The organism is Vibrio sp. V19_P1S1T109 (genome assembly GCF_002241375.1).
Lineage (GTDB): Bacteria > Pseudomonadota > Gammaproteobacteria > Enterobacterales > Vibrionaceae > Vibrio > Vibrio anguillarum.
Window position 1 is genome coordinate 1 of sequence record NZ_NDIM01000246.1, and the last position, 14,715, is coordinate 14,715.

At 45.8% G+C, this 14,715-nt stretch carries 10 protein-coding genes and 2 pseudogenes; 5 read left to right on the forward strand and 7 right to left on the reverse strand.

Annotated elements, in window-relative coordinates; translation table 11 throughout:
• The first annotated feature begins 91 nt into the window (after window positions 1-91).
• Window positions 92-805 carry a two-component system response regulator TorR gene (torR, locus tag B9J87_RS12255; protein ID WP_094150990.1) on the forward strand — a complete coding sequence of 238 codons (714 nt, stop codon included), beginning with the start codon at window positions 92-94 and terminating at the stop codon, window positions 803-805.
• A gap of 125 nt (window positions 806-930) precedes the next feature.
• On the opposite strand, the gene elyC is transcribed toward torR, so the two are convergent.
• A complete protein-coding gene (elyC, locus tag B9J87_RS12260) occupies window positions 931-1,755 on the reverse strand; it encodes an envelope biogenesis factor ElyC (RefSeq protein ID WP_094150991.1) in 825 nt (274 codons plus the stop codon).
• An 88-nt stretch (window positions 1,756-1,843) separates the two neighbouring features.
• Here elyC and cmoM point away from each other — a divergent pair, with 88 nt between their 5' ends.
• Genes cmoM through mukB form a run of 4 tightly spaced genes read left to right on the forward strand, consistent with a single transcriptional unit; the run spans window position 1,844 to window position 9,141 of the window.
• Window positions 1,844-2,635, forward strand: a complete 792-nt coding sequence (cmoM, locus tag B9J87_RS12265) for a tRNA uridine 5-oxyacetic acid(34) methyltransferase CmoM (protein WP_017044660.1) — start codon at window positions 1,844-1,846, stop codon at window positions 2,633-2,635.
• Window positions 2,636-2,637: 2 nt separating this feature from the next.
• Entirely contained in the window at window positions 2,638-3,975 is a 1,338-nt protein-coding gene (gene mukF, locus B9J87_RS12270) for a chromosome partition protein MukF (protein WP_017044661.1), read from the forward strand.
• The gene (gene mukE, locus B9J87_RS12275) at window positions 3,956-4,687 is read left to right on the forward strand and encodes a chromosome partition protein MukE (RefSeq protein WP_017044662.1); all 732 of its coding nucleotides are present in this window, start codon (window positions 3,956-3,958) and stop codon (window positions 4,685-4,687) included. The genes mukF and mukE overlap by 20 nt, the downstream gene beginning before the upstream one ends.
• Window positions 4,684-9,141 (forward strand): chromosome partition protein MukB, encoded by a 4,458-nt coding sequence (gene mukB / locus B9J87_RS12280; RefSeq protein ID WP_094150992.1) that lies wholly within the window; start codon window positions 4,684-4,686, stop codon window positions 9,139-9,141. Before mukE ends, mukB begins: the two co-directional genes overlap by 4 nt.
• A gap of 79 nt (window positions 9,142-9,220) precedes the next feature.
• Here the strand turns inward: mukB and B9J87_RS12285 are convergent, their stop codons facing one another.
• The 6 genes and pseudogenes from B9J87_RS12285 to cmoA form a co-directional block, all read right to left on the reverse strand.
• Entirely contained in the window at window positions 9,221-10,198 is a 978-nt protein-coding gene (locus tag B9J87_RS12285; protein WP_019280854.1) for an alpha-L-glutamate ligase-like protein, read from the reverse strand.
• A gap of 2 nt (window positions 10,199-10,200) precedes the next feature.
• Window positions 10,201-11,706 (reverse strand): inactive transglutaminase family protein, encoded by a 1,506-nt coding sequence (locus tag B9J87_RS12290; RefSeq protein ID WP_013857063.1) that lies wholly within the window; start codon window positions 11,704-11,706, stop codon window positions 10,201-10,203.
• A gap of 14 nt (window positions 11,707-11,720) precedes the next feature.
• A pseudogene (locus tag B9J87_RS18035) lies at window positions 11,721-12,152 on the reverse strand (ATP-dependent zinc protease family protein); the annotation flags it as partial.
• A gap of 125 nt (window positions 12,153-12,277) precedes the next feature.
• A pseudogene (locus B9J87_RS18040) lies at window positions 12,278-12,473 on the reverse strand (ATP-dependent Zn protease); the annotation flags it as partial.
• A 129-nt stretch (window positions 12,474-12,602) separates the two neighbouring features.
• A complete protein-coding gene (gene cmoB, locus B9J87_RS12300) occupies window positions 12,603-13,574 on the reverse strand; it encodes a tRNA 5-methoxyuridine(34)/uridine 5-oxyacetic acid(34) synthase CmoB (RefSeq protein ID WP_013857061.1) in 972 nt (323 codons plus the stop codon).
• Window positions 13,575-13,668: 94 nt separating this feature from the next.
• Window positions 13,669-14,400, reverse strand: a complete 732-nt coding sequence (gene cmoA, locus B9J87_RS12305) for a carboxy-S-adenosyl-L-methionine synthase CmoA (protein WP_170900096.1) — start codon at window positions 14,398-14,400, stop codon at window positions 13,669-13,671.
• Window positions 14,401-14,715 lie beyond the last annotated feature (315 nt).

Below are 14,715 nucleotides of genomic sequence, written 5' to 3' on the forward strand. Positions count from 1 at the left end.
CGACTAGAATTATGACTATTTATGAATAGAATGGCTTTGTACAGAATCTCGAGCCGAGGTTTGAACATTTCTATAGAGTAAAGTGGTGTAAATGAGCTATCACGTATTAGTAGTTGAAGATGATGCAGTCACTCGCAGCAAGCTAGCTGGATACTTTCAAAGCGAAGGTTATATGGTAACGCAAGCGGAAAGCGGTACTCAGATGAGAGATGCTTTGAAAAACAGCGCGATAGATCTGATTATGCTAGACATTAATTTACCCGGTGAAGATGGTTTAATGTTAACGCGTGAGCTACGCAGCCAATCTGATATTGGCATCATATTAGTGACAGGGCGCACGGATAGCATTGATAAGATTGTTGGTCTTGAAATGGGGGCCGATGATTACGTAACGAAACCTTTTGAATTGCGCGAGTTGCTGGTGAGAGTGAAAAACTTGCTGTGGCGGATCTCGACCGCAAAAAACAAACTGAACGAAGAGAACGGTGTATCTCACAATGCGAATTTAGTGCGCTTTAGCGAGTGGACCTTTGATATCCAGCGCCGAGCGCTGAGCCGTAATGGTGAGCCCGTAAAACTGACCAAAGCGGAATATGAGCTATTAGTTGCCTTGTCGTCATATCCGAATCAAGTCCTTAGCCGTGAACGTATTTTAAATATGATCAGCCATCGTGTGGATGCACCTAACGATCGAACGATTGATGTACTGATTCGACGCATGAGGGCGAAGATGGAGTTTGATCCCAAGAATCCGCAAATCTTTGTGACTGTGCACGGTGAAGGTTATATGTTCGCTGGTGATTAGCTGAGTGGTCGCGTGTGTAAAATTGGCGTTGGGCCGTGCCTTTTTATTCCCATGATTTTTTGTAGCCGCGATTATCAAGAAAAACGGAGCACATAAGTGGCTCCGTTTTGGGTTGAATACAATTGCTAATTGCTATTGATGTCTAACTCTGTATCGCCATGCCCGGAGGCCCAATCACGTAAGTCTTGCCACAGCAGCCCTAACGTTTCATACCAGTAACGCTCGGTTTGTTCTAAATAACGTGCTCGAGGAGCGTATTTTTCCCAAGGTTGCTCAATATTCGTTTGCGCTAAGAAATTGGTTGGCGCAGGTATTGGGTCAATACCTGCAGAATTAAACTCTTTTAACGCTCTTTCCATATGACTGGCTGACGTTACCAAAACCAGCCTACGCTGTTGAACAAAGGCGGCGGCTTGTCGTGCTTCTTCCCAAGTATCTTTAGCTGTTTCTAGCAAAATAATATCGGATTTATTCACTCCAAGCGCGAGTGCCACCACGGCTAGCATGCGCGCATGGCTAAATTCCGACCCGCCAGAGTAGCCTGATAAAATCAACTTTGATCCGGGGTACATACGCATGACACGTATGCCTTCGTTTAAGCGTACCAACGCAGTGCGGCTGAGTTCCGAGGTCGGCGGGATTTGGTCATCCACTACGTGGCCGCTACCTAAAACCATCACATAATCGATGGTGCCATCAACGGGGAGAAAAACTGAGTATTGTCTTTCCAAAGGCATTAACATGCGCGTTGCAAAGGGTTGGAAAGAGATAAGAAATATCCCCACTAAAGAGAAGAGGACAAACATACAGCCAGTCTTACGTCTGACGGTGAACATTATGAGCATTAATCCGACAAAACCGAGGATTAGCATTGCCGGAAGAGGCATTAATAATGAGGAAATAACTTTTTTCAGCTCAAACATATACAAAATAGTCCGAAAAAACACCACTTGATAATAAAAAGGAACAAAGCCCCTTTATTCCTGCCATTCCTATGACAGAATAGCAGCACGATTCGCTATCATAACTCAAGCCACTGTGACTGAAGACCGGAATTTCGACGATATTGCCCACAAATTTGCAAAAAACATATACGGCTCTGACAAAGGTGAAATTCGTCAAGTCATTGTTTGGCAAGATCTTGAGCAACTGCTCGCTTTGTTGAGCAACCACCCAAAACCTTTGCAAGTGCTTGATGCTGGCGGCGGTTTGGCACAAATGTCACAAAAAATAGCCAAGCTTGGACACCAAATCACGCTGTGTGATTTATCCTCGGAAATGCTCCAGCTAGCCGAACAAGAGATCCGCAAAAATGGTCTGCTTGAGCAGTATCGGTTGGTACATTCCCCCGTGCAATCCATCCAATCGCACCTTAGTGCGCCAGTGGATGTGTTGTTGTTTCACGCGGTGATGGAATGGTTAGCCGAGCCAAAACCCGCATTGCAGAATTTGTTAGAGCAAGTTAGGCCAGGTGGTATGGCATCAATCATGTTCTATAACCATCATGGCTTGGTGTACAAAAACGTTGTCTGTGGCAACATTCCCCATGTATTGGAGGGCATGCCGCATCGCAAGCGGTTTAAGCTCCAGCCTCAGCAAGGGCTAAAACCTGAAGAAGTGTATCAATGGATCGAAGAATCAGGATTTGAGATTTGTGGAAAATCGGGCATCCGATCATTCAGTGACTATATTGGGAATGTGAAAAATATGGGTGACTACCAATATGAAGATGTACTGGCACTCGAACAACAATTATGTAGACAAGAGCCGTACCTCTCGCTAGGTCGATACATTCATGTATGGGCGAAAAAGAAAATAGAGCAGGAATAACAATGAGTGAGATGACTCAGAACGCTGCACAGCAACCTATTGATGAATTGGTTGGTTGGGTAAAGCAGCATGATTTCTCATTGAACCTGACGACAGAACGACTGGCGTTCCTTATTGCCATCGCAGTATTGAGTAACGAAAGGTTTGATGAAGAATTAGGTGAAGGTGAGTTACACGATGCGTTTGCCATCGTAACTCGCTTATTTGAAGAAACCGGTGAAGCCTCCGCGTTTCGTGCTAATAATGCGATCAATGAGTTGGTAAAACAGCGCTTAATGAGCCGCTTCACCAGCGAGATGACTGATGGCGTTAGCATTTACCGTTTGTCACCGTTGGCTATTGGCATTACGGACTACTACGTCCGCCATAGAGAGTTTTCCAAGCTGAAGCTCTCAATTCAGCTTTCTATGGTCGCCGATGAAATGGCCAAGGCGATTGAAGCCGCGAATAAAGGTGGTACCCCAGGGCATTGGAAAAAGAACGTCTACGGCGTATTAAAATACTCGGTAGGGGAAATTTTTGATCGTATAGATTTAAACCAACGTGTGATGGACGAGCAGCAGCAATCGGTCAAACTGCAAATCGCAGAGTTGCTGAATAAAGATTGGCGTGAAGCGATCAACAACTGTGAATCGTTATTGTCTGAAACCTCTTCAACGCTGCGTGAACTGCAAGACACTTTACAAGCGGCGGGGGATGAGCTGCAAACGCAAATTTTGGATATTCAAGAATTGGTTTATGGCGAAGCCGAACTCGAATTTATTGAAGAAATCCTGTTTGGATTACAGATGAAACTTGATCGCATCACCAGTTGGGGACAACAGGCGATCGATCTCTGGATTGGCTACGACCGCCATGTCCATAAATTCATTCGTACCGCCATTGATATGGACCAAAACCGAGCGTTTAGCCAGCGTTTACGTCAATCACTCAGCGACTATTTTGACGCGCCTTGGTATCTCACTTATGCCGATGCTGAGCGTTTAACCGACCTGCGTGATGAAGCTCTCGTGTTAAGAGATGATGAGGTGATGGGGCAAGTGCCTCCAGAAGTGGAGTACGAAGAGTTCCAGCAAGTTAATGATGAGCTCTCCTTGCGTATCGGCAGCATGCTCAAAGGTCATAAAGATCAAGGGATGCCAATTGATTTAGGACGAGTACTGAGAGACTACCTAGCCACTCATCCTCATACACATCATTTTGATTTAGCGCGAATCATTGTTGATCAAGCGGTGAGACTTGGTTACTCAGAGCAAGATTACCAAGCCATCCAACCTGACTGGCAAGCGATCAACGATTTTGGTGCAAAGGTACAAGCAAATGTCATCGACAGATATTAATGAATACATGCCAGAAAATCTGGCTAAAGCGATTTCAAATCCTTTATTTCCTGCGCTAGATAGCCAGCTTCGAGCTGGGCGTCATGTTTCTAGTGATGATTTGGATAATCACACCTTTTTATTGGATTTTGAGCCCGATTTAGCGCTGTTTTACCAACGCTATAACACCGAATTAGTCAAAGCGCCGGAAGGCTTTTTTTACCTGCGTCCTCGCTCTACTGCTTTAATCAATCGTAGCGTGCTGTCTGAGTTGGATATGCTGGTCGGCAAAGTGCTCTGTTTTCTTTATTTGAGTCCTGAACGCCTTGCGCACGAAGGCATCTTTACTAATCAAGAATTGTACGAAGAGCTACTGTCTCTGGCCGATGAAAAAAAACTGATGAAGCTCGTTACCAACCGAGCCAGCGGTTCAGACTTAGATAAAGAAAAGCTGTTTGAAAAAGTGCGTACCTCACTGCGTCGTTTACGTCGTTTGGGGATGATCATCCATTTAGGTGATACCAATAAATTCCGCATTAGCGAAGCCGTATTTCGTTTTGGTGCCGATGTGCGTATTGGTGACGACATGCGTGAAGCACAACTGCGTTTGATCCGCGATGGTGAAGCGGTTGTCCACGCCCAAGAGCCGAATCAAGGCAGCTTGCTGGATAACGAAGACGAGATTGAAGAACAAAATGTTAACGAGCAAACAGAATGGGAAGGTGAAGCATGATTGAGAGAGGTAAATATCAATCGCTAACCATGATCAATTGGAACGGCTTTTTTGCTCGTACTTTTGATATTGATGGATTAGTTACCACCTTGTCAGGCGGTAACGGTGCGGGCAAATCGACCACCATGGCGGCATTTATCACCACCTTGATCCCAGATCAAAGTTTGCTCCATTTTAGAAACACCACCGAAGCGGGCAGCTCACAAGCGTCTCGCGATAAAGGCTTATACGGTAAACTGCAAGCGGGCGCATGTTACGCCGCGTTGGATGTAGTGAATTCACGCAAACAGCGTTTACTGTTTGGCGTTAAGCTACAACAGGTGGCGGGGCGCGATAAAAAAGTTGATATCAAACCGTTTGTGATTCAAGGCTTGCCAAGCCATGTCAAACCAACCGATGTGCTGATTGAAAACGTCTCAGACAACCGCGCGCGCGTGCGTCAACTCAATGAAGTGAAAGAGATTGTCACGAAAATTGAAGGGGCGCATTTTAAAGCGTTTAGCTCCATTGTAGATTATCACGCGCAGATGTTTGAATTTGGCGTGGTGCCGAAAAAACTGCGTAACAGTAGTGACCGTTCAAAATTCTATCGCTTGATTGAGGCTTCTTTATACGGCGGTATTTCCAGTGCCATTACTCGCTCGTTGCGTGATTATCTGTTGCCACAAAATGGTGGAGTGAAGAAAGCATTCCAAGATATGGAATCGGCGTTACGTGAAAACCGCATGACGTTAGAAGCGATCAAAACCACGCAAGCGGATCGCGATCTTTTCAAGCACCTGATTACCGAATCGACAAATTACGTGGCCGCTGATTACATGCGCCACGCCAACGATCGCCACAATAAGCTAGAGCAAACGCTCGCGTTGCGTAATGAGTTGTTCGGCTCTCGCCATACATTGATTGAGCAAAATCGATTACTCAATCAAGTTCAAGAAGAGCTTGAACTGCTGTTAGAGCAAGAATCTACCTTAGAGCAAGATCACCAAGCCGCTTCTGATCACTTGCAACTGGTGCAAAACGCACTGCGTCAGCAAGAGAAAATTGAGCGCTATCAAGAGGATTTACAAGAGCTCACTATTCGCCTTGAAGAGCAGATGATGGTGGTGGAAGAGGCGCAAGAGCGCGTCATGATGGCTGAAGAGCAAGCGATTATCTCTGAAGATGAGGTCGATAGCTTAAAGAGTCAACTGGCCGATTACCAACAAGCATTAGATGTTCAACAAACGCGAGCCTTGCAATATCAACAAGCCGTACAGGCGCTCGATAAAGCCAAACAGTTGCTAAATGATGATCAGTTATCACCAGAGCGTGCCCAAGCGCAGGTTTCTGATCTCAAGCATCAGCAAGACGCTAACACTACCACCTTATTAGCGTTAAAGCATAAATTGGACATGTCTTCGGCCGCAGTCGAACAGTTTGAGCAGGCACTGCAACTGGTGCGTAGTGTAGTGGGTGAGGTGCCTCGTCACGATGCCGCTCAGCATGCAAAAGCCATCATGCAGCAAGCGCGTAACGCCCAGCAAATTAGCCAAAATGAAGCACAGTGGTATGCGCAGCAGCGAGATCTGGAACGTCGCTTAAATCAGCAGCAAGTGGCGCGTCAGTCCGTGGCTGAATACCAAAAGCAACACCATATTGACTTGCACGATGAGCTAGCACTAGAGCAAGAGCGCGAGCGCCACGCCGCTCTGATTGAATCGCTGGAATATGAACAAGAAGCGCTGCGTGAACAGCGCAGTGAGCAGCGCCGTACCGAGCAAGATAAACAGGCTGAAATTCAACGACTGGAATCGATCGCTCCTACTTGGATTGCTGCCAACGATGCATTGCATACCTTACGCGAACAAAGTGGTGCAACATTAGAAAATAGCCAAGCTGTGATGGCGCAGATGCAACAAGTGCTTGAGCAAGAAAAAGCACAATCAATCGCTAAAGATAAACTGGCAGAACGTCGCGCGCAGCTTGAAAATGAAATCGAGCGCTTGGCGTCTCCTGGTGGTTCAAATGATCCTCGCTTGAAAGGATTAGCGGATAGCTTAGGCGGCGTTTTACTGTCTGAAATTTACGATGACATCACGATTGACGATGCACCTTATTTCAGTGCCATGTACGGCCCAGCTCGCCATGCGATTGTAGTTTCGGATTTATCTGGCATCAAAGAGAAGCTGGTCGAGCTTGATGACTGCCCAGAAGATCTGTACATCATTGAAGGGGATGTCGATGCCTTTGATGACAGCTCGTTCAATGCTGACGAATTGGAAGGAGCAGTATGTGTACAGCTCAATAACCGCCAAATGCGTTATTCTCGTTTACCTGAGATCCCACTCTTTGGCCGAGCTGCGCGCGAACAACGTTTAGAGTTACTGCGTAACGAGCGCGAAGAAGTGGTGGAAGAGCACGCAAAAGCGGCATTTGATTCACAAAAACTGCAACGTCTATACCACAGCTTTAACCAATTTGTTGCTTCATACATCCAAGTTGCTTTTGAAGCCGATCCAGAACAAGCGTTGCAAGCTGCACGTGAGCAACGCAATCAACTGGTCCGTGTATTGGCTGAATTGGACGCAAAAGAACAGCAGCAGCGCAACCAGTTACAGCTGAGCAAACACGCGTTAACGATGCTCGATAAGCTGGCTCCTAACATGCTGCTCATTGAAGATGAGGCATTGCAAGCACGTTTCGATGAATCTGAGCTGAACATTAATCAACTGGCGGAAGCGAAAGCGTTTTTAAGCTCGCACGGTAAAGCCATCGCGGAGTTAGAGCAGCTTGCTTCAGCGCTTGAGGTTGACCCGCAGCAATTTGATGCACTCACTGCACAATATCAGCAAGCGGATCAAGCTCTTCAGACATTGAAAGTGCAGATCTTTGCACTTTCAGATGTGATTGAACGCCGCCACTATTTTAGCTATTCCGATTCGGTTGCTCTGCTCAGTAAAAGCAGCGAGCTAAGTGAGCAGCTCAAAAACAAATTGGTTGAGGCAGAAAGCGCCCGTACCTGTACTCGTGATGAGCTCAAACAGGCTCAAAGCCAAATGAACCAATATAACCAAGTGTTAGCGGCCTTAAAAAGCTCGCATCAAGCTAAGTTGGAAACGGTTCAAGAGTTCAAGCAGGAGCTACAAGAGTTTGGTGTGCATGCCGATGAAGGTGCACAAGAGCGTGCTGAACGTCGTCGTGATGAATTGCAACAGCGTCTGCATGCCTCACGTACCCGTAAGAGCGAGTATGAACGTACACTAACCGCAACTGATCTTGAAATGAAAGCATTAGTTAAACGGTTGAAAAAGGTGCAGAAAGATTATCAAGATCTGCGCACATTTGTGGTGAATGCAAAAGCAGGGTGGTGCTCTGTATTACGTTTGGCGCGTGATCACGATGTTGAGCGCCGCTTGCATAAACGTGAGCTAGCATATCTATCGGCCGATGAACTGCGTTCCATGTCGGATAAATCGTTGGGCGCGCTGCGTTTAGCCGTCGCAAGCAATGACGACCTACGCGATGCACTGCGTTTGTCGGAAGATAACGCACATCCAGAACGCAAAGTCTTGTTCTACATCGCCGTGTATCAACATCTGCGTGAGCGTATTCGCCAAGACATCATTCGCACTGATGATCCTGTTGAAGCTATTGAAGAGATGGAAGTGGAGCTTGCGCGTCTAACTGAAGAGTTGACTCAACGTGAAAACCGTTTAGCGATCAGCTCTGAATCGGTGGCCAGCATCATCAAAAAAACCATTCAACGTGAGCAAAATCGTATTCGGATGCTCAACCAAGGTTTGTCTAACATTAACTTTGGTCAGGTGAAAGGCGTTCGCCTTAACGTGAAAGTACGCGAGAGCCATGAAATCCTACTCGCGGGATTATCTGAAAAACAGAGTCAGCATAAAGATCTGTTTGAGAGTACTCGTTATACCTTCTCCGAAGCGATGGCGAAATTGTTCCAGCGTGTTAACCCGCATATCGATATGGGGCAACGTTCACCGCAAGTATTGGGTGAAGAGCTATTGGATTACCGCAACTACTTAGAGCTGAGTGTTGAAGTAAATCGCGGATCCGATGGCTGGTTGCAAGCAGAATCGGGCGCGTTATCGACTGGTGAAGCGATTGGTACTGGGCAGTCTATTTTATTGATGGTAATTCAAAGTTGGGAAGAGGAATCTCGTCGTCTACGCAGTAAAGACATCGTCCCATGTCGTTTACTGTTTTTAGATGAAGCGGCGCGTTTGGATGCCAAATCCATTTCAACCTTGTTTGAACTGTGCGAGCGTCTGGATATGCAACTTTTAATTGCTGCGCCAGAGAACATTAGCCCTGAGAAAGGCACGACCTATAAATTAGTGCGCAAAGTGTTTAAAGATCACGAACACGTTCATGTGGTCGGTCTGCGAGGTTTTGGTCAAACTGAAAAACCAAAATCAGAAGCACAGCAGATGGCCGAAATGCTGTAAGCATCGCCTCCATCGCTAATAAAAAAGCCCAATACTCCTGATAGAGATTGGGCTTTTTAGTGATTAAGTTTGGTGAGAGTTACTCGCTTACCTCACCTGAACCGAATTGCTTTGCGGCATAAGCCACGCGTTCTTCGGGGCTGGGATAGATAAGTTGCGTACCTAAACTTTCGATATGCTGCAAACGTGGCAGCAGCCCTGCGCCATTGGCTATCTGGATAGCAAGCCCTGGGCGAGCGTTAAGCTCAAGTACCATCGGGCCTTCTTCTTTATCCAACACCATGTCGGTTCCCATATAACCAAGGCCAGTCATTTCCCAAGCGCTAGAGGCTAAGGTGAGTAGCTTTTTCCAATGTGGTACTTGCAGCGTTGAGAGCTCTTTTCCAGTATCTGGGTGCTCAGTGATGGGTAAATTAAACTGCACGGCTCGTACTGCTTTTCCTGTCGCAATATCAAGACCTACGCCAACAGCGCCTTGGTGTAAGTTGGCTTTACCATCAGAAGCCGAAGTCGAAAGGCGCATCATCGCCATGACGGGGTAACCTTTGAAGACAATAATGCGTACATCAGGCACACCTTCATAGCTAAAGCCTTCGAAACAATCGTCAAACTTAATTAGGTTTTCAACCACAGCAACATCATTTTTACCGCCTAGTGAAAATAGTCCGGCCAAGGCATTACTGATGTGGCGCTCAACATCTTGCTGGTTGATGGTCGCACCAGAAGGTTTAGTGTACACACCATCCTTGTGCGACATAATCACTAAAATTCCTTTACCACCGCTTCCGCGTGCAGGTTTTATCACAAAGCCCGGCCACTCTTTAACCATGGCATGGATCGACTTCACATCCGCTTGATTACTGATCACACCAATCAGTTTTGGCACAGTACAACCCGCACGCTGCGCAATCAATTTAGTTTGTAACTTATCATCAACCAATGGGTATTTTGAGCGATCGTTATAGCGCCCAATGTAGCTATGGTTGCGCTTGTTCATGCCCATAATGCCTTTACGGCGTAGCTTAAATGGAGAAGTGTATTCGGATAATGAAAACATCTTTACTCCTCGGCTAACGGTTTAAAACGGCGAAGTTCAGTTAAACGGTATCCAGTATAGGTTCCCAATAGCAGAATGGCAGCTAATACGATCAGCTGTAAGCCAATAAAATTAAAGGTTAGGTGTTGGACATAAGAGTTAGTCATTGCTAAGTAGATTAAGATGGAAGTAAAGAGCGAGCCGCCACCTTGTAAAATCACCTCTTTTGCTCCTTCTTCTTCCCACAGAATCGACATACGTTCGATGGTCCAAGAGAGAATGATCATCGGGAAGAAGGTAATGGATAACCCTTCGGTCAGCCCGATCTTAAAGGCAACGACGGTAAAGACAGATATGATGAGTATTACCGCAATGATGACCGCCGATATCCGTGCTACCAGTAGCAGGTTCAATTTCGATAAATAGCTACGAATGATCAAACCTGTTCCGACGATAAGCAGAAAGCCCACGATACCTGTCAGTAATTGAGTTTGAACAAACGCCACGGCGATCAGTACCGGCATGAAAGTACCAGAGGTCTTTAGCCCAATAATCACCCGCAAGAACACCACAATTAATGCGCCGATAGGAATCAACATGATGGTCTTGAACATCGCTTGCTCTTCAAGCGGCAAACTGTGAATAGAGAAGTTTAAGAGTTTGTCGGCCTCAATTTTATTATTGGTTGCCGTTTGAGGTGAAACATCTTGAGACAGCATAGTGAAGTGAACTTGGCTGTTTTGCCCACCCGTGACATCCAGCAGTGAAACGTTGGATTCATCCCAAACCAGTAGGTTAGGGTGGTTGGGCTGCGTACCCGTTTCAGGGTTAAAAAGTACCCACTGATCGCCATTCCATATTTCGTTCATGTGTTGAATCGTTTGACGGCGGCGACCATCTTCGAGCTGAATAACACCAACGACTTTATTGGGAATTTGAGAGTATGACAGCAGTTTTTGTGTGGCGTCCACTTTGCTCATTTTATTAAGCAGCAAAGAGGCGTTTTGGCTATCGGCGTCATTGAGATTTTTAATCAGTTCGCGGGTAAAAGTAATGTTATCCGCCGAGCGTTGATTCGCTCGTTCAATTAATGCGATAGCCGCTGCTTCTTCTGGGCCATCAAAGGTTGGCTTAACCACATCACCCATCGGGGGGATAGGGTCCGCTTTCGCTTGAGGATCGACTAAAAATTGGCTTTTGTAGTAAATCGTTTGTGGGCCAGTTGCTTTGCGGATTGACCACTCAACACGTTTGCCCGTGTCAGTAGTCACGTAAGCTACGCCATAACCTGGTGATGATGACGATTCATTGATCAAAGTATATCCATCTTGAGTATGAGGCGCAGCTAAAGAGACTTTGGCTTCTTTGCCTAACGCATTGAATTCAACACGTGCTTCAATATCCCAAATTTGGCGAGTTTCCCCGGGTGTCCATGGCACCCCATAAGTTTGGTGGCGAACTACACTCAATGTAATGCCAGCCGCTATCAGTAACAAGACTGATAGATAAAATGGAACTCGTGACGTCATAAATATCCTTGCTGTTATTTGGTTTCGGTGTGGATGTATTTGCGACTGACATCGACTAGGGCGATATCACGAATAAATTCGCGTCCTAAGAGGATAGGATGGCTCATTTGAGAGCGATCAGCCAAGGTGAACTGTGCTTTTTCGTGAATACTGCCTAATTTTACCCACAGCTCAACAACGGCTCTGCGTTCCATTTCTTCATTGGTCGATTGGCGAATTTTAACGTAGCGAATAATAGGGGATTCTATCCAGTTCGTTTCATCTGTTGCTTTCTCACCATCGGAAAGGTGGAAACGCACCCAGTTCTTTCCGTTACGCTCAAATTCTTCAATATCAATGGCATTAAGTGAAGAAGTCGCGGCTCCTGTGTCAACACGCGCGTCAAATGTTTGTTTGATCGAATCAATCGTTACCTTTTCAACTTCACCTAAAATAACGTCATAACGAGATCTTGGCATCGATGGAGTCGCAGCCGGAACGATAAGGTCATCGCCGGTTGTTGCTTCTGTATGTGACTTTTGGGCGTTAGCGGCAATCACCTTGAGTTTAGAGAGTTTTTGATCGAGCTTTAACATCTGATTTTCAAGGTTTTCAATGTAATCATTCTGGTTACTCAACTGAAGTTCCAGATTGGTCATTGTATTGTTGAGGTTCGATTCCGAAGTCTGAATCGCTGCTAGGGTAGCTTGGTGGTATTGTTCACCATTTGTTAGGGTGCAGCCTGACAGTAAAGCAATTGCAACAACGGATGCTATTGACTTAAACATTTGCGACCTTATGTATTTGTGATGGATAACTACTGATAAACCGAAGTTTAGCTGATAAAAAAGGATGCGTGTAGCATCCTCCGATAAGGGTAATATTATACGCAGAATCAAGCGTTAAAACTGTGTCAATTATAGTTTTTTTGCCACCAAAATAGCGCGTCTTGGTGCCGGATAACCTTCTAAGGTTTTGCTTGGGTCGTTTGGGTCAAGATAGTCAGGTAACGAATTGTGCGTCATCCATTGTGTGGTACGTTGTTCACCAACAGAGGTGACACTCTCATCAACGATACGCACGTCACCAAAACCACATTTTTCAAGCCACACTTTGAGCGCTTTTGCGGAAGGGAAAAAGTAGACGTTACGCATTTGTGCGTAGCGGTCGACAGGGACCAACACCGCATTTTCGTCGCCTTCAATAACCAGCGTCTCAAGAATCAATTCGCCCCCTGTGACCAACTGATTTTTCAATTGGATCAGATGATCTAGCGGTGAGCGGCGATGGTATAGGACACCCATGCTAAATACGGTGTCAAAGGCGTTCAATTCAGGTAATTGTTCAATGCCTAGTGGCAGAAGATGAGCACGTTGGTCATCACCCAATAGTTTACGCACCGCTTCAAACTGCACTAAAAACAGGTGCGAAGGGTCGATACCCACACACAGGCGAGCACCTTCGCCAAGCATACGCCACATGTGATAACCATTACCACAGCCAACATCCAGCACGGAACGGTCTTTCAGCGGTGAAATGTGGGGCAATACGCGGTCCCATTTCCAATCGGATCGCCATTCAGTGTCGATATGGATACCGTGTAAGTGATAGGGCCCTTTGCGCCAAGGATGAAAAGTTTTAAGCAAACTTTCTAGTTTCTTCTGTTCGCCTAACGCCAGCGGTGTGCTATTTGAGAGAGTGACTGACTGTTTGAGCTCAATCAGATCAGGTGTACCCGAGGGGATTTTATTTAACGCACGAACCCAGCGGTCAAAGTCGCCATGCTCTGCATTTTGCCAGTCCGTCAACTGTTGTGGCAAAACGTTTAGCCAAGGTTGGAGACGGGTATCTTGAGCGATCAGTTGATAAAAATTGGCAAAGTTAAACATGCAAAGCGTATTCCTAGATTAGGTAAAAAGACCCTAGACAAATGGCAAATCAGGTTTTGGCCCTTCTAGGGAAAAAAGCCAAAACGGCATTCTATTATTTAATGGCGAACATTGAACCAAAGTTGAAACACTGGAACCACATTTCATAGCTTGAAAAGCCAATTTGTTTAAAGCGAGCTTTATGTGTTGTGATGGAATCTGGGCACATCACATTTTCAATCGCACTGCGTTTTTGACTGATCTCTAATTCGCTGTAGCCATTGGCTCGCTTGAAATCATGGTGGAGATCAATTAGCAGCTCATGCGCCGTTTCATCTTCAAAAATGTACTTTTCAGATAAAATTAGTATGCCACCGGGGCGAAGACCCACGTAGATTTTTTCAAGCAGTGCGAGCCTATCTTCTGGCGATAGAAATTGCAGCGTAAAATTGAGCACCACCACAGAGGCATCACGAATTTCAATCTCACGAATGTCGGCCTCAATCACCTCGACAGGCGTATCCGAACGATAGGCGTTAATGTGCAGCTTGCATCGTTCAACCATGGCGGACGAGTTATCAACCGCCACAATTTTACAACCTTCTTGGCGAATATGACGACGCATCGAAAGCGTAGCCGCGCCTAAAGAGCAACCCAAATCGTAAATGGTAGAGTGTGGTTTAACAAAGCGCTCAGCTAACATGCCAATGGCCGAAATAATATTGCTGTATCCCGGCACTGAGCGTTGGATCATATCAGGGAAGACTTCAGCAACACGTTCATCAAAGGTGAAATCACCAATCTTATCGATTGGGGCAGAAAAGATGATGTCTTTATGATTGCTCATGGTGTACCTCATAGCGGCGCGCAACAAGCAGTGCTGACGGCTGCACTACCTTAAAAAAGGCGCACATTCTAAGAGAAAAGTGTGCGCGTGTCATTAACCTCGCACGACTCTCGATGAGATTATATTAAAATTAAAACTGGTCCGGTCTTTAATGGGTTTTTAAGCTGATAACAACTCTATCATACGCTGACAGTGTCAAGACGTTTTTGATGAATAAAGATGAATCTAATAGCACGCGAAAGATTCACATCTTTGCATTTGAATTACTGAGCTAGTGAAAGAATAATTATTTGCATAAAGACATACATTTCTTAT